This is a genomic window from Achromobacter ruhlandii, assembly GCF_902859695.1.
GTDB lineage: Bacteria > Pseudomonadota > Gammaproteobacteria > Burkholderiales > Burkholderiaceae_B > Achromobacter > Achromobacter ruhlandii.
Window position 1 is genome coordinate 26787 of record NZ_CADIJL010000035.1, and the last position, 21219, is coordinate 48005.

Here is a 21219-nt window from a genome sequence, read left to right on the forward strand (position 1 = left end):
CCCGCCAACGATTACTAAACACCGAAATGGCTCAGGCGTCCTTCGACAAGGCCGTGCTGAAAGAACATATAGCCAAGCTGACGGGCGAGGCTAAGTCAAGGAAGGAACACCATGAAACATGACCTTAGCGATTCGGATATCGAACGTTGGCTTAACGAAGGCGGCGTTCACTTTCCCATAACGACGGAAGTATTGGACCCAGGCGTGCTGGATGAAGCGGAAAGACGAGTAATTGCTTGCTTGGGAGCCGCCGTTATTAGCACCTGGAGCCTTTTCCCCACGGAGACGAGGCGAACGATCCTGCAAGCCGCAATCAAATCATCGACGTATGACGCAACGATGTTGAAACAGAACGTGGCAGGCTTTCTGCGAGGCCGGCAAGGACCGCTCCGGTGAATGGCACTTAGCGGTCAAGCACTTGGGGAGGTCCGCTCCATTTCCGGCATTTCGCGCGCGCGCAACGACGGGCCGCTTAGGGCTCCAATCCCGCCACCGGCAACGCGAACAGCACGATCGCCGGATTCGCCACGACAAACCCCGTGCCAGCCAGGAAGATCACAGGCGACAGGGCGCACGCCATGTCCGCGCTACCGTGCGAGTCTTGCATACCCACCTGCTTCGCACCGACACGTCAAATCGTTATCCACGCCGAAAGAGGCGACGACACGCGTATCGTTTGATCAGGCGCCAACGTGGGTGAATCAAATCTCAAGTTCAATGAACTTCGACAGCGGCACATAAAAAGGGACGCACCACCTCACCTTAGGACGCCTCGTCCCGTCAGATGTAACAGCCCCTCCTCCCCCCTTGAACCCCACCACATCATCCCTATAATTAGCACTCGACTCCGGTGAGTGCTAACAATCCTCCCGGGCCCAACCGATCATTCACTTTCTTCTCTAGTAACAGGAGTTCCTCATGGCCTTGCGTCCCCTGGGCGATCGCGTGATCGTCAAACGCCTCGAAAACGAGCGCAAGACTGCGTCGGGCATCGTCATCCCCGACAGCGCCGCTGAAAAGCCCGACCAGGGTGAAGTCGTGGCCGTCGGCCCCGGCAAGAAGACCGAAGACGGCAAGATCCTGCCGGTCGACCTGAAGGCTGGCGACAAGGTTCTGTTCGGCAAGTACGCCGGCCAGTCGGTCAAGGTTGACGGCGAAGAGCTGCTCGTCATCCGCGAGGACGAAATCCTCGCCGTGGTCCAGTAAACCCTGCCTCAAAACGAATTTTCGAAGGAAGCTAACAAATGGCTGCCAAGCAAGTACTGTTCGGTGACGACGCCCGCGTGCGCATCGTCCGTGGCGTGAATGTCCTCGCCAACGCCGTCAAGACCACCCTGGGCCCCAAGGGTCGCAACGTCGTGCTGGAGCGCTCGTTCGGCGCCCCGACCGTGACCAAGGACGGCGTCTCCGTCGCCAAGGAAATCGAACTGAAGGACAAGTTCGAGAACATCGGCGCCCAGCTGGTCAAGGACGTCGCCTCCAAGACCTCCGACAACGCCGGTGACGGCACCACCACCGCCACCGTGCTGGCCCAGGCCATCGTTCAGGAAGGCCTGAAGTACGTTGCCGCCGGTTTCAACCCGATCGACCTGAAGCGCGGCATCGACAAGGCTGTCGCCGCCGCCGTCGCCGAACTGAAGAAGCAATCCAAGCCGGTCACGACCAGCAAGGAAATCGCCCAGGTCGGCTCGATCTCGGCCAACAGCGACTCCTCGATCGGCCAGATCATCGCTGACGCGATGGACAAGGTCGGCAAGGAAGGCGTCATCACCGTCGAAGACGGCAAGTCGCTGGAAAACGAGCTGGACGTCGTCGAAGGCATGCAATTCGACCGCGGCTACCTGTCGCCCTACTTCATCAACAGCCCGGAAAAGCAAGTCGCCGCGCTGGAAGACCCGTTCGTCCTGATCTTCGACAAGAAGATCAGCAACATCCGTGACCTGCTGCCGGTGCTGGAACAAGTCGCCAAGTCGAGCCGTCCGCTGCTGATCATCGCCGAAGACGTCGAGGGCGAAGCCCTGGCGACCCTGGTGGTCAACAACATCCGTGGCATCCTGAAGACCACCGCCGTCAAGGCGCCTGGCTTCGGCGACCGCCGCAAGGCCATGCTGGAAGACATCGCCATCCTGACGGGCGGCACGGTGATCTCCGAAGAAACCGGCATGTCGCTGGAAAAGGCCGGCCTGGCTGAGCTGGGCCAAGCCAAGCGCATCGAAGTGGGCAAGGAAAACACCACGATCATCGACGGCGCTGGCGACAGCAAGTCGATCGAAGCGCGCGTCAAGCAGATCCGCATCCAGATCGAAGAAGCCACGTCCGACTACGACCGTGAAAAGCTGCAAGAACGCGTGGCCAAGCTGGCCGGCGGCGTTGCCGTGATTCGCGTTGGCGCTGCCACCGAAGTCGAAATGAAGGAAAAGAAGGCTCGCGTCGAAGACGCCCTGCACGCCACGCGCGCTGCGGTGGAAGAAGGCGTTGTGGCCGGCGGCGGCGTGGCCCTGCTGCGCGCCAAGCAAGCCATCTCCGACCTGAAGGGCGACACGCCTGACCAGAACGCCGGCATCAAGCTGATCCTGCGTGCCGTCGAAGAACCTCTGCGCACCATCGTCACCAACGCCGGCGAAGAAGCCAGCGTGGTGGTCAACACCGTGCTGCAAGGCAAGGGCAACTACGGCTACAACGCCGCGACCGGCGAGTACACCGACCTGGTCGAGCAAGGCGTGCTGGATCCCACCAAGGTGACCCGCACCGCCCTGCAGAACGCCGCCTCCGTCGCCAGCCTGCTGCTGACCGCCGAAGCCGCCGTTGTGGAACTGGCCGAAGACAAGCCCGCTGCCCCGGCCATGCCCGGCGGCATGGGCGGCATGGGCGGCATGGACTTCTAAGTCCCGCTTCCCTTGCATGGCCTCCCCGGCTTCGGCCGGGGAACGCAGTACCCCGAAAAACCCCCGGACCTTCGCCCCGGGGGTTTTTCTTTTTTTGGGCCGATCCGCCCGTGGCCAGCCTGCCCATGAGCGTGCCCAGGCCCGGCTTGCGGGCGGCCACCTGCCCGCGACGCCGGAACGTTTGCCAACAAGTTCATGGTTTCGCGCGGACGCATGCGTCCCTACAATGAAGGTTCCCCCAGCCAGAGCCCAGACCCATGCGCCTTCCCCAAAGCCTGCGTGCCCTGCGTCCGTCCGAGATCGGCGGCCTGTTGATGGATTCCGCCAACCAATGGTCCACCCACCGCGCCTCCAGCAAGGGCGCGGCGCTGGCGCTGTACATGGTGTTCTCGCTGGCGCCGATGCTGATCCTGGTGATCGCGGTGGCCGGCGCCTTCTTCGGCGAGGACGCGGTGCGGTCCGAGCTGTTCGCGTCGCTGCGCGACCTGACCGGCGAGCGCGGCGCCGAAGTGATCCAGACGGTGCTGGCCAGCGCCCATGAATCCGGCGGCGGCTGGATCGCGGCGCTGATTTCAATCTTCGTGCTGATCTTCAGCGCCACCACGGCCTTCGCCGAGCTCAAGGCCAGCCTGGACGAGTTGTGGGAAGTGTCCGGCAACCAGAAGGGCGGCATCCAGGGCATGGTGCGCAGCCGGATGCTGTCGTTCGGCCTGGTGCTGGTGCTGGCGCTGTTCCTGTTGGTCTCGCTGACCGTGAACGCGGCCCTGGGCGCCGCGCGCAAGTACTACGGCGACCTGTGGACCGCCTCGGCCTTCGCCACGGCGGCCGACTGGGCGTCGAGCCTGTTTTCGTTTTCGGTGGTGGTGGCGCTGTTCGCGGTGATCTTCAAACTGTTGCCGAGCGCGCGGATCTCCTGGCGCGACGTGATTCCCGGCGCCATCGTCACGGCGGCGCTGTTCCTGGTGGGCAAGTGGGGGATCGGCGTATACCTGAGCCGGGGCGCGGCGGTGTCGGCCTACGGCGCGGCCGGCTCGCTGATCGCGCTGCTGCTGTGGATCTATTACTCGGCGCAGATCTTCTTCTTCGGCGCAGTGTTCACGCGGCAGTTCGCGCTGCGGTTCGGGCGCGAGGCTCGGCCCAAGACGCCCGCGGCCTCCAAGGCTTCGGATGCGGATCCAGCGTCCGCCGTGCCGACATCGTCGGCGTCCGTGCCGGCATCGGCGCCGCCGGCATCACCGCCGTCGGACACGCCCTGAACCAGGCGCCGCGTCCGTCACTCGCTGCGCTGGACGCGAGCCTTTCCCGCTCCTTTTCCCTCACGGCGCCTCGGGCGATTCCAGCCCCGTCATCAGGCGCAGGCAGCGCACGAACACGGGCCGCAGTTCCTCCGGGATCGGCGCCAGCACCTGCGCCTCCACCTGCGCATCACGCGGCAGCACCCGCGCCAGCAGCGCCATGCCCTCGTCCGTGATCTCCAGCGCATAGGCGCGGCCGTCCTCGGCAGAGCGCGTGCGCCGCACGTACCCCTTGGCGCTCATGCGGGCGATCATTTCGGCGAAGGAATTGCGGTCTAGCGCGATCAGCTCGGCGACCCGGTTCTGGGTCGCGCCCGGATTCTGGTAGACCGTGATCAGCAGGGCCTTCTGGCGCGGCGTCAGGTCCTCGTCGGGAAACGCCTGGGCGAACAGCGCTTCGGCCCGGAAATGGGCGCGGCGCAGCAGGTGCGAGGCCACGTGGGTCAGGTCGAATTCGCGCAAGGCGCGGGGCGGGGCCGGACGTGAGGTCGAACGGGAAACGGTCATCGGGCGTTCCATGGAGAGGGCCTGGCGATTGTAGGCGGAGGCACTCGTTGCCCCGCGGGTCCCGCGTGGCGGCCAGCCCGCGCCGCGGCAGGCGGCCTGCCCACCCACGCCGGCCCTCCTGGGGCAAAACCCTGCATTGACTTCGCGCCGGGCGCTGCCTAATATCCGCATAATAGTACGTATACGTACATTATCGCCAGTCTCCCTCTCGGCCCTTCCCGGAATCCCGATCATGACGATCCGCCAGTTGCGCAACTACATCGATGGCCGCTTCGAAGACGGCGCGTCCACCTTCGACAAACACAGCCCGGTGGATGGCGCGCTGATCGCCCAGGCGCACGAAGCCGGCCGCGAGCAGGTCGACCGCGCCGTCGCCGCCGCCCACCGCGCCCTGCCCGCCTGGGCCGCGCTGCCGGTGGTCCAGCGCACCGAGCACCTGCTGGCGCTGGCCGACGGCATCAACCGCCGCTTCGACGATTTCCTGCAGGCCGAGATCGGCGACACCGGCAAGCCGGTCTCCTGGGCCAGCGAGATCGACATTCCGCGCGGCGCCGCCAATTTCCGGACCTTCGCCGAGCTGGCGCGCACGCTGGACATGGAAAGCTACATGACCGACACGCCCGACGGCCGCCAGGCGCTGAACTACGCCTACCGCAAGCCGCTGGGCGTGGTCGGGGTGATCTCGCCGTGGAACCTGCCGCTGCTGCTGCTGACCTGGAAGGTGGCGCCGGCGCTGGCATTCGGCAACACCGTCATCATGAAGCCGTCGGAGGTCACGCCCTCCACCGCCACGCTGCTGGCCGAGGTCGCGCACGATACGGGGCTTCCGCCCGGCGTGCTGAACCTGACGCATGGCTTCGGGCCGGGCTCGGCGGGCGAGTTCATCACCACGCATCCGGACATCGACGGCATCACCTTCACCGGCGAATCGGCCACCGGCGCGGCCATCATGCGCGCCGTGGCGCCGGGCGTGAAGCCGGTGTCGTTCGAGCTGGGCGGCAAGAACGCGGCGCTGGTGTTCGCCGACGCCGACTTCGAGGCGGCGGTCGACGGCACCGCGCGCTCGGTGTTCGCCAACTGCGGCCAGGTCTGCCTGTGCACCGAACGCGTGTACGTCCAGCGTCCGATCTACGAACGCTTCGTCGCCGCGCTGGCCGAGCGCGCGCGGGCGCTGCGCATCGGCTGGCCCGATGACGCGGACACCGGCATGGGGCCGCTGGTGTCGCGCGAACACCGGGAAAAGGTGCTGTCGTATTTCGCCCTGGCGCGCGAGGAAGGCGCGACGGTCGTCACCGGCGGCGGCATCCCGGTGTTCGGCGATGCGCGCGACGCCGGCGCCTACGTGCAGCCGACCGTCTGGACCGGCCTGCCCGAGAGCGCGCGCTGCATCAAGGAAGAAGTGTTCGGCCCGGTCTGCCACGTGGCGCCGTTCGACACCGAGGAAGAGGCCATCCGCCTGGCCAACGACACCCGCTACGGCCTGGCCGCCGCCGTCTGGACCCGGGACCTGACCCGCGGCCACCGCGTCGCGCAGGCCATGAAGGTGGGGCTGGCCTGGGTCAACTGCTGGTTCCTGCGCGACCTGCGCACGCCGTTCGGCGGCAGCGGCCTGTCGGGCATCGGCCGCGAGGGCGGCCGCCATTCGCTGCATTTCTATACCGAGCCCACCAACGTCTGCATCAAGCTGTGAGCCACAGCGCCTTCAAGGACACCGCCATGACCTCATCTTCCACCCGCGCCACCGTCGTCGCCGGCAAGGCCACGCCGCGCGGCAAGTATCCCCACATCAAGCGCGCCGGCGACTTCCTGTTCGTCTCCGGCACCAGCTCGCGCCTGCCCGACAACCGCATCGCCGGCGCCGAGGTTGACGCCATGGGCACCACCACGCTCGACATCCGCGCGCAGACGCGCGCGGTGATCGAGAACATCCGCGACATCCTGGCCAGCGCCGGCGCGGGCCTGGCGGACGTGGTCGAGATCAGTACTTTCCTGGTCAACATGAACGACTTCGGTGGCTACAATCAGGTCTACGGCGAGTTCTTCGACGCCGATGGGCCGGCGCGCACCACCGTGGCGGTGCATCAGTTGCCGCACCCGCAATTGCTGATTGAGATCAAGGCGGTGGCCTACAAGCCGCAGGCGCGCTGAGCGGCGCGCGCGGCCATGGCGTCCGACCGCCTTGCGGCTTTGCCTTCGAAACAGGATCGCCGCCCCGCCGGGACGGCCGCGCGCATGTCGAACTTCCGCATCACGCCCAACGCGCTCAGCCACAAACTCAAGCTGCACCAGCTGCAGATCTTCGAGCGCGTGCTGGCGCGCCGCTCGCTGTCGCGCGCCGCCAGCGACATGCACCTGACCCAGCCTACCGTCACCAAGGCCATCCACGACCTGGAAGCGTTCTTCGGCGCGACGCTGTTCGAGCGCTCCAACCGCGGCGTCACGCCGACCGAGCTGGCGCTGGTGCTGGGCCGCCGCGTGCACGCCATGATGGCCGAGATCCGCTACATGGCCGACGACATCGACGCGGTGCTGGGCGGCGCCAGCGGCCACGTGGTGGTGGGCACGCTGATCGCGGCCTCGGCCAAGCTGCTGCCCGAGGCCATCGCGCGGCTGATGACGGAGCACCCCGGCATCCAGGTCACCGTGCGCGAGGGCCCATCGGCGCAGTTGCTGCCGGCGCTGGCCACCGGCGACGTCGACATCGTGGTGGGCCGGCTGCCGGGCGCCGACATGGCGTCGATCTCGGGCGTCGCCGTCGACCACCACAAGCTCTACCGCGAGGATCTGTGCCTGGTGGCCGGCGCGCGCCATCCGCTGGCGGGCGCGGCGCGCGTGACGCTGGCCGAGCTGGCCGACCACATCTGGATCCTGCCCGCGCCCACCTCGCCGCTGCGCGCCTCGATCGAGCGCAGCTTCTTCGATGCCGGCGTGCGGCTGCCCACGCGCCACGTCGAATCGCTGTCGCTGCTGACCAATATCGGCATCCTGATGCACAGCGACGCGCTGGCGCTGATGCCGTATGACGCCGCGGCCCAGTTCCTGGCCATGGGCGTGCTGACGCGCCTGCCCACCGATGCCTTCGGCGCGTTCGGCGATGTGGGCTATTCGATCCGCGCCGACCGGCCGTTGACGCCGGCCTGCCTGCGGCTGGTCGAGTACCTGAAGCAGATCGCGGCGCAGCGGCCCGCCAGCGCCTGAACGCCGGCCACCGCATCCGGGATATCCCGTTCAGGGAAACCCCGCGATAGATACCCCGCATATCCAACCGCGCAATTTCTATTGTGCCGCGGCCCCTTCCCCCGCCTAGACTTGCCTTCAGCAAAGTCCGCAAGCGCCTCCCGGAGACCGTCATGCCCGCCTATGGCCCGCCCCTGAATTTCCAGCGTTGGATCCAGGACCATGCCCACCTGCTGCAACCGCCGGTGGGCAACCAGCAGATCTGGCAGGACGCCGATTTCATCGTCACCGTGGTCGGCGGCCCCAACCTGCGCACCGACTACCACGACGATCCGCTGGAAGAGTTCTTCTACCAGGTGCGCGGCAACGCCTGGCTGTCGCTGTGGATCGACGGCAAGCCCGAGCGCGTCGACCTGAAGGAAGGCGACATCTTCCTGTTGCCGCCGCATGTGCGCCATTCGCCGCAACGCCCCGAGACCGGCAGCGCCTGTCTGGTGATCGAGCGCCAGCGGCCGCAGGGACTGCTGGACGGCTTCGAATGGTATTGCCCGCATTGCGGCCACCTGGTGCACCGCGTCGAGGTGCAGCTCAAAAGCATCGTGACCGACCTGCCGCCGCTGTTCCAGGCCTTCTATGCCAGCGAGGAAAAGCGCACCTGCCCCGGCTGCGGCGCGATCCACCCCGGCAAGGCGCAGGCCCCCGCCGCGCAGCCGTCGCCCGCCTGACGCCCCCAACCTGTCATCCGCCCTCTTTATGACCCTGAAAATCGATATGCACGCGCACTTCTTCCCGCCCATCACGCGGCAGGAAGCGGCGGCGCTGGACCCGGTGGACGCGCCCTGGCTGCGGCGCGACGGCGACGGCTCGACCGGCCAGATCATGGCCGGCGACCGCCCCTTCCGCCCGGTCGACGCCACGTTGTGGGACCCGGCCCTGCGCATTGCACAGATGGACCGCCACGGCGTCGACCTGCAGATCCTGTGCGCCACGCCGGTGATGTTCGGCTACGCCTATCCCGCGCAGGCCGCGGCCGACTGGGCCGCGCGCATGAACGACCTGGCGCTGGAGCACTGCGCCTTCGCGCCAGGCCGCCTCAAGGCGCTGGCGCAGGTGCCGCTGCAGGACCTGGACCTGGCCTGCCGCGAGGCCTCGCGCGCCCGCGCCGCCGGCCACCTGGGCGTGCAGATCGGCAACCACGTCGGCCCGCGCGACCTGGACGACGACACGCTGGTGCAGTTCCTGGTGCATTGCGCCAACGACGGCATCCCGGTGCTCGTGCACCCCTGGGACATGATGACCGACGGCCGCATGAAGCGCTGGATGCTGCCGTGGCTGGTGGCCATGCCCGCCGAAACCCAGCTGGGCATCCTGTCGCTGATCCTGTCCGGCGCGTTCGAGCGCATTCCGCGCAGCCTGAAGCTGTGCTTCGCCCACGGCGGCGGCAGCTTCGCCTTCCTGCTGGGACGCGTGGACAACGCCTGGCGCCACCGCGACATCGTGCGCCAGGACTGTCCGCAGCCGCCCTCGTCGTACACCGACCGCTTCTACGTCGATAGCGCCGTGTTCGATCCGCGCTCGCTGCGGCTGTTGATCGACGTGATGGGCGAGGACCGCGTGCTGCTCGGTTCCGACTATCCGTATCCGCTGGGCGAGCAGGAGGTCGGCCGGCTGGTGTCGAATTCCGACCTGCTGCCCGCGGTGCAGCACAAGATCCTGTCGGCCAACACGCAGACGTTCTTCGGGCTGGACCGCTGAACCGCCCGCCAACCATGACCGTGAGACACGGCAACGCAAGGGGATTCACCATGAAACGCATCCATCTGCTGGCCGCCGCCGCGGCCGTCGCCCTGGCGCCCGGCGCCGCCGCCTGGGCCGATGTGAAGATCGGCCTGTTGACCACCCTGACCGGGCCCGGCTCGGTGCTGGGACAGGACCAGCTCGACGGCTTCATGCTGGCCGTCGAACAGGGCGGCGGCAAGCTCGGCGGCGTGCCGGTGCAGGTCATCAAGGAAGACGACCAGTTCAAGCCCGAGGTCGGCGTGCAGGCCGCGCGCAAGCTGGTGCAGAGCGACAAGGTGCCGATCATCACCGGCGTGGTGTATTCCAACGTGATGCTGGCGGTGGCGCGGCCGGTCACCGGCGCCGGCGTGTTCCTGGTGGGCTCGAACGCCGGCCCCACCAACCTGGCCGGCAAGGACTGTTCGCCGTTCTTCTTCTCGACCTCGTGGAACAACACCCAGCGCCACGAAGGCAGCGGCGAGATGGCCAACCAGATGGGCTTCAAGAAGGTCTACCTGCTGGCGCCCAACTACCAGGCCGGCAAGGACGCCATGGCCGGCTTCAAGCGCTTCTTCAAGGGCGAGGTGGTCAACGAGGTCTTCACCCAGGTCAACCAGCCCGACTACTCGGTCGAGCTGGCCGCGCTGGCCGACGCCAGGCCTGATGCCGCCTATGTGTTCTTTCCCGGCGGCATGGGCGTGAACTTCATCAAGCAGTACCGCCAGGCGGGCCTGTTCGACAAGATCCCCCTGCTGTCGGTCGACACCATCGACGGCGCCACCCTGCCCGCGCTGCAGAAGGACGCGCTCGGCGCGGTCACCAACGTGCCGTACTCGCCCGACCTGGACAACGCCGCCAACAAGGCCTTCGCCGCCGCCTTCCGCCAGAAGTACGGCCGCGAGCCGTCCAGCTACGCGGCCCAGTCATGGGACGCGGCGCAACTCATCGGCTCGGCGCTCAAGCGCACCGGCGGCAAGACCGACGACAAGGAAGCCTTGCGCAAGGCGCTGGAGGCGGCCGATTTCCAGTCGGTGCGCGGCGAATTCCGCTACCAGCCGAACCACTTCCCGGCGGCCGGCTTCTTCCGCGCCGACGTGGCGGCGGGCGCGGACGGCAAGGTCGGCTTCGTCAACAAGGGCCCGATCTTCGCCGACCTGTCCAAGGTCTCGGACCAGTACGCCGCCCAGTGCGCCATGAAATGACGCCGGCCTGCCGGGCAAGAACGAGGTAAGGCGCCATGTCCGCGACATTGCTGCTGGTGCAGGCCCTGAACGGCCTGCAGCTGGGTATCCTGCTTTTCCTGCTGGCCGCCGGCCTGACGCTGGTGTTCGGCATCATGAACTTCATCAACCTGGCGCACGGCTCGCTGTACATGATGGGCGCCTTCATCGCGGCCACCGTGTTCCGCCACAGCGGCTCGTTCCTGCTGGCCGCGGCCGCCGTGGTGGCGGGCATGGCGCTGCTGGGCCTGTTGCTGGACCGCATCGCGCTGGCGCGGCTGTATCCGCGCGAGCACCTGGACCAGGTGCTCGCCACCTTCGGCTTCATCCTGTTCTTCAACGAGCTGACCCGCATCATCTGGGGCCCGGCGCCGATCAGCATGGGCCTGCCGTCGTGGCTGTCGGGCACCATCGATCTGCTCGGCGTCACCTACCCGCTGTACCGCTTTCTCATCATCGTGGCGGGGCTGGCGGTGGCGGCGGGCTGCTACGCGCTGATCCACCGCACGCGGCTGGGCATGCTGATCCGCGCCGGCTCCACCGACCGCATGATGGTGGGCGCGCTGGGCGTGAACATCGCCCGCCTGAACACCCTGCTGTTCGTGCTGGGCGCGGTGCTGGCCGGCGTGGCCGGCCTGATGGCCGGGCCGATCCTGTCGGCGCAGACCGGCATGGGCGAACCGATCCTGATCCTGACGCTGGTGGTGATCGTCATCGGCGGCATCGGCTCGGTGCGCGGCGCCTTCCTGGCGGCGCTGATGGTGGGGCTGGTCGACACGCTCGGCCGCGCGCTGCTGCCGGCCTTGCTGCGCGCCGCGCTGCCGCCGGCCGCCGCCAACGCGGCCGGCCCGGCGATCGCCTCGATGCTGATCTACATCGTCATGGCGCTGGTGCTGGCGCTGCGGCCGCAGGGCCTGTTTCCCGTGCGGCACGGCTAGCGCCCAAGGAGGCCCCGACATGCTTCGACTCTCTCCCCGCACGCTCGCCGCCGGCGCGCTGTTGCTGCTCCTGGCGCTGGTGCCGCTGTATGCGCAATGGCAAGGCGAACCGTTCCTGCTGGCGCTGTTCGGCCGGGTGCTCGTGTACGGCATCGCCGCGCTGGCGCTGAACCTGCTGCTGGGCTACGGCGGCATGGTCAGCTTCGGCCACGCGCTGTACCTGGGCCTGGGCGCCTATGCCGTCGGCGTGCTGAACCACTACGGCATCGAGAACGGCTGGCTGCACCTGCTGGCCGCGCTGGGCGCCTGTGCCGTGGTCGGCCTGGTCAGCGGCTACGTGGTGATGCGCACGTCCGGCATCGCCTTCATCATGATCACGCTGGCGTTCGCGCAGATGTTCTATTTCCTGGCCACGGGGCTGGAGGGCTTCGGCGGCGACGACGGCATGTCGCTGTTCGCCGGCAGCGACTTTGGCCTGTTCCGGCTGGATACGCCGCTGGCGCTGTACTACACCGCGTTCGGCGTGCTGCTGCTGGCGCTGGCCGCGCTGCGCCGGCTGGTGCACGCGCCGTTCGGCATGGTCCTGCGCGGCTGCCAGGCCAACGAGCGGCGCATGCGCGCGCTGGGCTTCGCGACGCTGCGCTATCGCCTGGCGGCCTATGTGCTGTCGGCCATGGCGTGCGGCGTGGCCGGCGTGCTGCTGGCCAACCTGACGCTGTATGTGTCGCCCTCGTACCTGGCCTGGACCACCTCCGGCGAGCTGATCGTGATGGTGGCGCTGGGCGGGCTGGGCACGGTGGTCGGCCCGGTTGCCGGGGCCCTGGCCTTCCTGTTGCTGGAGGAAGGCCTGAAGCTGCTGACCGACCATTGGATGCTGGTGATGGGCCTGCTGATCGTGGGCGTGGTGCTGGTGTCGCGCCGCGGCCTGTATGGCGGTCTGTCGGACAAGCCGTTGCGCCTGCGCGCCACGCGCGCCCTGCCCCACCCCACCGGAGAACCGCGATGAGCGCGCTGCGCGTCGAACACCTGGTCAAGCGCTACGGCGGCCTGACCGTCACCGACGACCTGTCGCTGGACATCCGGCCGGGCGAGCTGCATGCCGTGATCGGCCCCAACGGCGCCGGCAAGACCACGCTGATCGGCCAGTTGAGCGGCGAGCTGCGGCCCGATGGCGGCCGCGTGCTGCTCGATGGCGAGGACGTGACGCGCCTGCCGGTCGAGCGGCGCGTGCGCCGCGGGCTGGCGCGTTCGTACCAGATCACCTCGGTGTTCAAGCCGTTCACCGCGCTGGAGAACGTGGCCATGGCGGTGCAGGCGCGGCGCGGCCACGGCTTCCGCTTCTGGCGGCCGCTGCTGGCCACGCCGGCGCTGCGCGAGCCGGCGCGGGAGGCGCTGGCGCTGGCCGGCCTGGACGCGCGCGCCGACACCCCCGCCGCCGCGCTGGCGCATGGCGAGCTGCGGCAACTGGAGCTGGCCATGGTGCTGGCCTGCCAGCCGAGCCTGCTGCTGCTGGACGAACCCATGGCCGGCATGAGCCAGCACGAATCCGAGGCCATGACACGGCTGCTGCAACGGCTGCGCGGGCAATACACCATCCTGCTGGTGGAACACGACATGCAGGCGGTGTTCGCGCTGTCCGACCGCATCACGGTGCTGGTGTATGGCCGCGCGCTGGCCTGCGGCGACGCCGACCAGATCCGCAACGATCCGCAGGTGCGCGAATGCTATCTGGGCAGCGAACGCGGCCACGCCGGCCGCCGCGCGCAGGGAGCGCCGGCATGAGCGCGCTGCTGTCGCTGCGCGGCGTGACCGCGCATTACGGCGCCAGCCAGGCGCTGTTCGGCATCGACCTGGATATCGGCCCGGGCGAGTTCGTGACGCTGCTGGGCCGCAACGGCATGGGCAAGTCGACCACGGTCAAGGCCATCATGGGCCTGAACCGCGCCAGCCGCGGCGCCATCACGTTCGACGGCGGCGACATCATCGCCCTGCCGGCCTACAAGGTGGCGCAGTGCGGCATCGGCCTGGTGCCCGAGGGCCGGCACGTGTTCCCGAACCTGTCGGTGCGCGAGAACCTGGTGGCCACCGCGCACAACCGCCAGGGGTTGGCGCAGCCCTGGACCCTGGAACGCGTCTACGCGCTGTTCCCGCGCCTGGCCGAACGCGCGCGCCACCTGGGCAGCCATCTGTCGGGCGGCGAGCAGCAGATGCTGGCCATCGGCCGCGCGCTGCTGACCAATCCGCGCCTGCTGATCCTGGACGAAGCCACCGAAGGGTTGGCGCCGGTGGTGCGCGAGGAAATCTGGCAGGCGCTGGAAAGCCTCAAGCGCACCGGACTGGCAGTGCTGTGCATCGACAAGAACCTGGAGCCCCTGCTGGCCACCGCCGACCGCCACGCCATCATCGAAAAGGGCCGGGTGGCCTGGAGCGGCACCTCGCAGGCCTTCATCGACGACGAAGCGCGCCTGCTGCACTACCTGGGCGTGTAGGGGCAGCGTCGTGGCCGGCGCGGGCTCACATACCCAGGCCGGCCGCTTCCCGTGAAGGCGGCGCGGCCGCGGCGGCCGTCGCTTCAGCCGCCTCCGCCACGCCCTCGCTGTCGGCCGGAACAATAGGCTCGGGGTCACGCGCCACGGCTTGCAGCGCATGCAGGACGCCATGTTCGCGCAGGGTCTCCAACTGCGCCGCCAGCGCCGCGACGAACACCGGTTTCTCGCCCAGGTCGCCGAACACGGGGCGATAGCCGGCCAGCACCAGGGCGCGGCGATGGGCCGCCTGCTTGGGCGCCGCCGCCCGCGCCGCCACATCGGCACGCGCCAACAGTCTGGCCAGGGGCGCGGCCAGCGGATCCTCGATCGGATAGCGCGCGCCGTTTTCGTCTTCGCCCCGCAGATAGTGCAGCCAAGCCGCCACCGTCAGCGCCAGGCGACGAATATCGTCGCCGCCGCGCAGGCGGTCGCGGATGGTGGCCAGCAGGCGCGGGGGCAGCTTGTGCGAACTGTCCATCGCCACCTGCCACGTCGGATGCGGCAGCGCCGCGTTGTCGACGCGCGCCAGGAAGCGCTGGCGGTAGCCTTCCAGGCCGGCATCCGGGATGCCCTTGAGCGTGGGCGCGATCTCGTGGCGCATCAGGTCGTCCACGAAGCCGCGCAACGCCGGCACCGCGGCCGCCTCATGCATGGTGGCCGCGCCCAGCAACGTCCCAAGGCAGGCCAGCGCCGAATGCGGGCCGTTGACCATGCGCAGCTTCAGCCGCTCATAGGGCGCGGCGTTGGCCACGAAGGTCACGCCCGCGGCTTCCCAGGCGGGGCGTCCGGCCGCGAACTTGTCTTCGATGACCCAGTTCAGGTAGGGCTCGGCCACCACCGGCCAGGCGTCTTCCACGCCCAGGCGCTGCGTGATGCGCGCGCGGTCTTCGTCGCGGGTGGCCGGCACGGTGCGGTCGACCATGGAATTGGGAAAGGTGCAATGCGCATCGATCCAGCCGGTCAGCGCCACGTCCAGCCGCAGCGCAAAGGCCAGCACCAGGCTGCGCAGCGTGTCGCCATTGGCCTGCAGGTTGTCGCAGGACAGCAGTGTCAAGGGCGGCAGGCCGCGCTCGCGGCGCAGCGCCAGGCCATGCACCAGCATGCCAATGGCGCTGCGCGGGCGCACCGGGTTCTCCAGATCGTGCAGGATGTCCGGGTCGTCCCAGCGCAGGTGGCCAGTGGCCGGTTCGTGGCAGTAGCCCTTCTCGGTGATGGTCAGGCTGACGATGCGCGTCTGCGGATAGGCGATGCGCTCGAGCACCGCTTGCGGATCCTCCTGGGCCACCATCACGCGTAGCACCGACCCGACCACGCGCAGGGATTCCCGCGCGCTGCCTGCCTCGTCGCCGTCGCGCAGCGACAGGGTGTACAGGCCATCCTGGGGCGTCAGCGCATCGCGCGTGGCCGGACTGCGCAGCGACACCCCCAGGATGCCCCAGGTCAGATCCTGGCTGGCGGCCATGGCCAGGTCGGTGGCCAACGCCTGGTGCGCGCGATGGAAGGCGCCCAGCCCCAGATGCACGATACCCGGCGTCAATCGGCCGCGGTCATAGGCGGGTTTCTCCACGTCTGCGGGCAGGCGCGACAAGGACTCCGTATTCAAGCGTTCGAGCATGGATTGCTGTGTCTCAGAGCGCCGTGATGCATCCGCCCCGAGACGGGCGCAGAGGCGCGTTGGTAGGGAATTGCACACGGCGGGCGTGGGCGAAAGCCAACGCCGCGAAGCCGCGCGCCGCCAGGGTATCGCATGGCCGCGACGAAGGCAAAAAGTAACTTAGTATTACCGGCAGAACCTGGCGCATGCTTGACCTGCCTCATGTCGCATCACGCCGGCAATCCATATCTGTTAAAAAGCCGCCACACCCGGCCTTATTACGCTTCCCATGTCGACCAATCCGCACCACTCGCCCTACAAAAGCACCGGCGGCCTGCGCCGCATCCTGAACGCGCTGCGCTATTCGCTGCAGGGCCTGCAGGCCGCCATCAAGTATGAGGCCGCCTTCCGCCAGGAACTGGCGCTGGCCGTGCTGCTGATCCCGGCCGCGTTCTTCCTGGGGCGCACCACGGTCGAGGTGTTTTTCCTGATCGGCACCGTGGTGCTGGTGCTGGCGGTGGAACTGCTGAATTCGGCGGTCGAGGCGCTGGCCGACGCGCTGTCGGTCGACACCCATCCGCTGCTGGGCCGGGCCAAGGACCTGGGCAGCGCCGCCGTCATGCTGCTGCTGCTGTTCACCGTGGCGGTCTGGGTGGGCGTGGCCGTCAGTCGCTTCGTGATGCACTGAATCCCGGCGCGAGGCTTGCCCGTCCAGGGGCCCGCGCCTCTATACTGGGAGCCATGATGCCCAATTCGACGCCAGCCACCTCGGAACGTATCGTCATCGTCGGCGGGGGTGCCGGCGGCCTTGAACTGGCCGCCAAGCTCGGCCGCATCCACGGCCGCCAGCACGTCACCCTGGTCGACAGCCGGCCGTTCCACATCTGGAAGCCGTCGCTGCATGAAGCGGCGGCGGGCACGTTGGACATCCACCAGGAAGGCCTGTCCTACCTGATGCTGGCCCACCTGAACGGGTTTTCCTTCGCGCAGGGCCAACTGGTCGGCGTCGACCGCGAGCGCCGCCAAGTCACCGTGGACGCCGTGGCCGACAGCCAGGGCCAGGAAGTGCTGCCGCGCCGCGAACTGGCCTACGACACGCTGGTGCTGGCGCTGGGCAGCACCTCCAACTTCTTCAATACCCCGGGCGCGGCCGAGCACGCCGTCACGCTCGACACCACCGAGAACGCCGAGCAGTTCCGCCTGACCATGCTCAAGGCCATGGCGCTGGTCGACCAGGCCAAGGTGCGCGATCCATCGGCGCGGCTGGACCTGGTGATCGTCGGCGGCGGCGCCACCGGCGTCGAGCTGGCGGTGGAACTGGTCGAGGCCAGCCACGTGGTCAGCGCCTACGGCCTGCCGAATTTCCGCGCCGAGCGCGATCTGGCGATCACGCTGGTCGAGGGCGCGCCGCGCATCCTGTCGGCCCTGCCCGAAAAAATCTCCACCGCCGCCACCGCACGCCTGACCGAACTCGGCATCCGCGTCGAAACCGCCTGCCGGGTCTCGGAAGTCACGGCCGATTCGGTCAAGACCGCCGACGGCCGCGAATTCCCCGCGCGGCTGTGCATGTGGGCCGCCGGCATCAAGGGCCCGGCCCTGCTGGCCGAGCTGGACCTGCCGCTGAACAAGCTGGGCCAGGTCGAGGTCAACGAACGGCTCGAAACCACCGATCCGCACATCCTGGCCCTGGGCGACTGCTGCGCCGCGCCCTGGCGCGACGGCCGCACCGTGCCGGCGCGCGCCCAGGCCGCGCACCAGCAGGCCGACTACCTGTGCAAGAAGCTCACCGCGCGCCTGCGCCGCGCGGCCGAGCCCACCGCCCCCTATGTCTACGAGGACCACGGCTCGCTGGTCTCGCTGGGCCAGGACGCCGGCGTGGGCAGCCTGATGGGCAAGCTGGCCGGACGGGGACTGTTCGTAAGCGGTACACTGGCGCGCCTGATGTACATGAGCCTGCACCTGATGCACCACAAAGCGGTGCTGGGCATCTCACGCACCGCCTCCCTGGCCCTGGCCCGCCTGCTCATGCGGCGCACGCGCCCCCGGGTCAAACTGCACTGAACTCCCCCATGAATTTCCTCCAAAGACTCGAACACGCCTGGACCACCAGCAACTCGCTCCTGCAAGTCGGGCTCGACCCCGACCCGCAGCGCTTTCCGCGCGAACTGCAGGGCAAGCCGGACGCGATCTTCCAGTTCTGCCGCGACATCGTCGACGCCACCGCGCCCTACGCCTGCAGCTTCAAGCCGCAGATCGCCTACTTCGCCGCGCACCGCGCCGAAGACCAGCTCGAAGCGCTGTGCCAGCACATCCGCGACAAGCACCCCGACCTGCCCATCGTGCTGGACGCCAAGCGCGGCGACATCGGCTCCACCGCCGAAAACTACGCCCGCGAAGCCTACGAGCGCTACCAGGCGCACGCGCTGACGGTCAGCCCGTACATGGGCCTGGACTCGGTCGAGCCTTACCTGGCCTGGCGCGACCGCGGCGTGATCGTGCTGTGCCGCACCTCCAACCCCGGCGGGTCGGACCTGCAGTTCCTCAAAATGGATAACGGCGAGCCCCTGTACCTGCACGTGGCGGGGCTGGTGGCCGACAAATGGAATGCCAACGGCCAGTGCGGCCTGGTGGTGGGCGCGACCTTCCCGAACGAGCTGGCCGCGGTGCGCCAGCGCATCGGCGACGCGGTGCCGCTGCTGGTGCCGGGCATCGGCGCCCAGGGCGGCGACATCACCGCCACGGTCAACGCCGGCGCCAACGCCGCGCGCAACGGCATGATGATCAACTCGTCGCGCGCCATCATCTACGCCAGCGGCGGCGATGACTGGCGCCAGGCCGCCGGCGAGGCCGCGCGCGGCCTGCGCGACGCGATCAACGCGGTGCGCTGAGCGGCGCTCGCGGGGGCCAGGCGGCTCCCGCGGTATCCCTGGACCGCGCCATTGCGCGCGCGCTCTTCCTCAACGCCGGTTGACCGGCGCCCCCAGCAGTTCCAGCACCCCGCGCAGCGCGAATTCGACCGCCTGCTGGCGCACCTGGGCACGGTCGCCGCTGAACACATGGGTGACGGCGCGACTGCTGATGCCGTCGCCGACCCGCTGCGCGAAGCCGAAACACACCATGCCCACCGGCTTGCCCGGCGTGGCGCCGCCCGGACCGGCGATGCCGGTGGTGGACACCGCCACCTGCGCCGCCGGCGATGCCAGCAGCACGCCGTTGGCCATCTCCAGCGCCACCGGCTCGCTGACCGCGCCGAAGTGATGCAAGGCGTCCGGCGACACATCCAGTTCGCTGACCTTGGCGTCGTTGCTGTAGGTGACGAAGCCACGGTCGAACCACTCGCTGGATCCGGCCACCGCCGTCACGGCGCCCGCCAACAGCCCGCCGGTGCAGGATTCGGCGGTGCCCAGCACTAACCCCAGGCGCCGCAGCGTGTCGCCCAGCCGCTCGGCCAGCCCGTATACGGTGGCCTGCGCCAGTTGTTCAGCCGACAGATTGGACCGCGGGTTTTCGTGTTGCTGGTTCATCCCAAGACTCCTGTGCGCACGGCCAGCGCCATGATCAGCAAGGCGTATCCGGCCGCGACGATATCGTCCCACATTACCCCGAAACCGCCCTTCAGGCGGGCATCGAAGAACTTGATGGGCGGCGGCTTGACGATGTCGAACGTGCGGAACAGCACGAACGCCAGCGCCTGCGACAACCAGCCGGCCGGCGTCAGCCACAGCACCAGCCAGAACGCCACCATCTCGTCCCACACCATTCCGACATGATCGGGCTGCTGGAGTTCGCGGCCGACGCGGTCGCAGGCCCAGCAGCCGTACAGGAAGGCCAGCGCCAGGAAGATGCCGATGGCCAGGTCCGACGCGGCCGGCGCGGCGGCGACCCAGATGAGCCAGGCCAGCAGCGTGCCCCAGGTGCCCGAGGCGGGGCGGATCAGGCCGCTGCCGAAACCGAAGGCGATCAGGCGGCCCGGATCGCGGCACACCCAGGACAGCGCGGGATAGACCGCGCGCGAGCGTTCGCGCATGGACGGGGAATGAGGGGAAGAGGACGACATGGATAAGGGCCCGGGAGTGGCGGGGATAAGGCCGATGGGAAGGATGGCGTTCAGGAAACAACCGTGGCAGCGATTGTGACAGGGTTTGCCTGCGTCCGGCGCAAGGCCGGCGCTCTCAGACCGAGGGAAAGTGATCGAAGCCGGCGGGCAATCGTGCCAACGGCTGCCCGGCGGCGTCCCGCAGCACCAATCCCGGCTCGGCCACGATATTGCCCACTTGCGTCACGCGGACGCCGGCCGCCTGCGCGGCCGCCCGCACGGCGTCGCGGCGGGCGGGCGGCGCGGTGAAGCAGAGTTGGTACACGTCGCCGCCGCCCAGCACCGCTTGGCGCACGACGTCAGCGGGCATGCCGGCCAGCACGGCGGCCACGGGCATGCGGTCTTCATGCAGCAACGCCCCCACCCGGCTGGCCGCCAGGATGTGGCCGAGGTCCTGCAACAATCCGTCGGAAATATCGATGGCGGCATGCGCGATGCCGCGCAACGCCAGGCCCAGCGCCACTTGCGGCTCGGGCCACTCCAGCGCGCCGCGGGTCGCGGCCAGCCGCGCCGCGTCGGCCGGATACTGCCCGTCGAGCAGGCGGTAGGCCACGTCGGCCGCGCCCAGTTCGCCGGACACCCAGATATCGTCATCCGCCCGCGCGCCGTCGCGGCGCAGCGCGGCGTCCGCCGGCACGGCGCCGAACACGGTCACGCTGATGGCCAGGTCATGGGCGCTGCGGGTGGTGTCGCCGCCGATCAACGGGCAGCCATGGACCTGCGCCAGCGCATGGAATCCCTCGGCAAACGCCGCCAGCCACGCCTCATCCAGCCGCGGCAGCGCCAGCCCCAGCACGCAACCAATGGGCCGCGCGCCCATGGCGGCCAGGTCCGACAGGTTCACCGCCAGGGCCTTGTGCCCCAGCGCCTTCGGATCGACATCGGGAAAGAAATGCCGGCCTTCCAGCAGCAGATCCGTGCTGGTGGCCACCTGTTCGCCGGCCGGCACCGGAAACAACGCGCAGTCATCCCCCACGCCCAACAGCCCCGCCGGCGCGGCGCGCGTGAAATAGCGCGCGATCAGATCGAATTCGGACGCCACGACAACTCCGCAGTCCGGCGCAATGCGCCGGTATTGCCCCCCCGGCAGGAGCGACGCTCCAAGGGAAGATTCGCGCCAAAGAGAGGCCCGCACCAAAGGAACGGAAAGGTAGCTCCGAAAGAAAGGAGACCGATCCAAAAAAAAGTGCCTCCCCAGAC

22 protein-coding genes are annotated in these 21219 nt (G+C 68.6%); 16 read left to right on the plus strand and 6 right to left on the minus strand.

Features of this window, described 5'->3' with window-relative positions; genetic code table 11:
* Window positions 1-472: 472 nt before the first annotated feature.
* Window positions 473-607, minus strand: coding sequence for a hypothetical protein (locus HV742_RS32485; RefSeq protein WP_302478818.1), 135 nt, complete (start codon window positions 605-607; stop codon window positions 473-475).
* 311 nt (window positions 608-918) lie between these two features.
* Between HV742_RS32485 and groES the strand changes: the two genes are divergently transcribed.
* The 3 genes from groES to HV742_RS27075 all read left to right on the plus strand — a co-directional run bounded on the left by groES (window position 919) and on the right by HV742_RS27075 (window position 4141).
* Window positions 919-1206, plus strand: a complete 288-nt coding sequence (gene groES / locus HV742_RS27065; RefSeq protein WP_006221616.1) for a co-chaperone GroES — start codon at window positions 919-921, stop codon at window positions 1204-1206.
* A 38-nt stretch (window positions 1207-1244) separates the two neighbouring features.
* A complete protein-coding gene (gene groL / locus HV742_RS27070; protein WP_006391317.1) occupies window positions 1245-2885 on the plus strand; it encodes a chaperonin GroEL in 1641 nt (546 codons plus the stop codon).
* Between the two features lie 257 nt (window positions 2886-3142).
* A complete protein-coding gene (locus tag HV742_RS27075; protein ID WP_049076086.1) occupies window positions 3143-4141 on the plus strand; it encodes a YihY/virulence factor BrkB family protein in 999 nt (332 codons plus the stop codon).
* A gap of 60 nt (window positions 4142-4201) precedes the next feature.
* Here the strand turns inward: HV742_RS27075 and HV742_RS27080 are convergent, their stop codons facing one another.
* Window positions 4202-4687 carry a MarR family winged helix-turn-helix transcriptional regulator gene (locus tag HV742_RS27080; protein WP_254601274.1) on the minus strand — a complete coding sequence of 162 codons (486 nt, stop codon included), beginning with the start codon at window positions 4685-4687 and terminating at the stop codon, window positions 4202-4204.
* Window positions 4688-4919: 232 nt separating this feature from the next.
* Here HV742_RS27080 and HV742_RS27085 point away from each other — a divergent pair, with 232 nt between their 5' ends.
* The 10 genes from HV742_RS27085 (at window position 4920) to HV742_RS27130 (ending at window position 14290) form a co-directional block, all read left to right on the plus strand.
* On the plus strand, window positions 4920-6377 hold the full coding sequence (locus tag HV742_RS27085) for a 2-hydroxymuconic semialdehyde dehydrogenase (RefSeq protein WP_175146849.1): 1458 nt from the start codon (window positions 4920-4922) through the stop codon (window positions 6375-6377).
* A 26-nt stretch (window positions 6378-6403) separates the two neighbouring features.
* Window positions 6404-6835, plus strand: coding sequence for a RidA family protein (locus tag HV742_RS27090; protein WP_059273102.1), 432 nt, complete (start codon window positions 6404-6406; stop codon window positions 6833-6835).
* Window positions 6836-6919: 84 nt separating this feature from the next.
* The gene (locus HV742_RS27095; protein WP_054415108.1) at window positions 6920-7885 is read left to right on the plus strand and encodes a LysR substrate-binding domain-containing protein; all 966 of its coding nucleotides are present in this window, start codon (window positions 6920-6922) and stop codon (window positions 7883-7885) included.
* Between the two features lie 152 nt (window positions 7886-8037).
* A complete protein-coding gene (locus tag HV742_RS27100; RefSeq protein ID WP_054428910.1) occupies window positions 8038-8589 on the plus strand; it encodes a 3-hydroxyanthranilate 3,4-dioxygenase in 552 nt (183 codons plus the stop codon).
* A gap of 28 nt (window positions 8590-8617) precedes the next feature.
* Complete coding sequence (locus tag HV742_RS27105) at window positions 8618-9619, plus strand: amidohydrolase family protein (RefSeq protein ID WP_175146850.1); 1002 nt, start codon at window positions 8618-8620, stop codon at window positions 9617-9619.
* Window positions 9620-9669: 50 nt separating this feature from the next.
* Window positions 9670-10845, plus strand: a complete 1176-nt coding sequence (locus tag HV742_RS27110) for an ABC transporter substrate-binding protein (protein WP_054500721.1) — start codon at window positions 9670-9672, stop codon at window positions 10843-10845.
* A gap of 35 nt (window positions 10846-10880) precedes the next feature.
* On the plus strand, window positions 10881-11801 hold the full coding sequence (locus HV742_RS27115; RefSeq protein ID WP_049076096.1) for a branched-chain amino acid ABC transporter permease: 921 nt from the start codon (window positions 10881-10883) through the stop codon (window positions 11799-11801).
* Between the two features lie 19 nt (window positions 11802-11820).
* A complete protein-coding gene (locus tag HV742_RS27120) occupies window positions 11821-12807 on the plus strand; it encodes a branched-chain amino acid ABC transporter permease (protein WP_059272557.1) in 987 nt (328 codons plus the stop codon).
* Window positions 12804-13583, plus strand: a complete 780-nt coding sequence (locus tag HV742_RS27125) for an ABC transporter ATP-binding protein (protein WP_175146851.1) — start codon at window positions 12804-12806, stop codon at window positions 13581-13583. The genes HV742_RS27120 and HV742_RS27125 overlap by 4 nt, the downstream gene beginning before the upstream one ends.
* Window positions 13580-14290 (plus strand): ABC transporter ATP-binding protein, encoded by a 711-nt coding sequence (locus tag HV742_RS27130; protein ID WP_175146852.1) that lies wholly within the window; start codon window positions 13580-13582, stop codon window positions 14288-14290. The genes HV742_RS27125 and HV742_RS27130 overlap by 4 nt, the downstream gene beginning before the upstream one ends.
* A 25-nt stretch (window positions 14291-14315) precedes the next feature.
* Here the strand turns inward: HV742_RS27130 and HV742_RS27135 are convergent, their stop codons facing one another.
* The gene (locus HV742_RS27135) at window positions 14316-15944 is read right to left on the minus strand and encodes a mannitol dehydrogenase family protein (RefSeq protein ID WP_175146853.1); all 1629 of its coding nucleotides are present in this window, start codon (window positions 15942-15944) and stop codon (window positions 14316-14318) included.
* A 268-nt stretch (window positions 15945-16212) separates the two neighbouring features.
* Between HV742_RS27135 and HV742_RS27140 the strand changes: the two genes are divergently transcribed.
* From HV742_RS27140 to pyrF, 3 genes are read left to right on the plus strand one after another with little or no spacing between them, the layout of a single operon-like run.
* The gene (locus tag HV742_RS27140) at window positions 16213-16611 is read left to right on the plus strand and encodes a diacylglycerol kinase (protein ID WP_006385962.1); all 399 of its coding nucleotides are present in this window, start codon (window positions 16213-16215) and stop codon (window positions 16609-16611) included.
* Window positions 16612-16664: 53 nt separating this feature from the next.
* Complete coding sequence (locus HV742_RS27145) at window positions 16665-17984, plus strand: NAD(P)/FAD-dependent oxidoreductase (RefSeq protein ID WP_059272561.1); 1320 nt, start codon at window positions 16665-16667, stop codon at window positions 17982-17984.
* An 8-nt stretch (window positions 17985-17992) separates the two neighbouring features.
* Window positions 17993-18811 carry an orotidine-5'-phosphate decarboxylase gene (pyrF, locus tag HV742_RS27150; RefSeq protein ID WP_175146854.1) on the plus strand — a complete coding sequence of 273 codons (819 nt, stop codon included), beginning with the start codon at window positions 17993-17995 and terminating at the stop codon, window positions 18809-18811.
* Between the two features lie 69 nt (window positions 18812-18880).
* On the opposite strand, the gene HV742_RS27155 is transcribed toward pyrF, so the two are convergent.
* The 3 genes from HV742_RS27155 to thiL form a co-directional block, all read right to left on the minus strand.
* The gene (locus HV742_RS27155; RefSeq protein ID WP_059272562.1) at window positions 18881-19447 is read right to left on the minus strand and encodes a CinA family protein; all 567 of its coding nucleotides are present in this window, start codon (window positions 19445-19447) and stop codon (window positions 18881-18883) included.
* A complete protein-coding gene (locus HV742_RS27160) occupies window positions 19444-19950 on the minus strand; it encodes a phosphatidylglycerophosphatase A family protein (protein ID WP_049076110.1) in 507 nt (168 codons plus the stop codon). Before HV742_RS27160 ends, HV742_RS27155 begins: the two co-directional genes overlap by 4 nt.
* A gap of 145 nt (window positions 19951-20095) precedes the next feature.
* The gene (thiL, locus tag HV742_RS27165) at window positions 20096-21061 is read right to left on the minus strand and encodes a thiamine-phosphate kinase (protein ID WP_175146855.1); all 966 of its coding nucleotides are present in this window, start codon (window positions 21059-21061) and stop codon (window positions 20096-20098) included.
* Window positions 21062-21219: the final 158 nt, after the last annotated feature.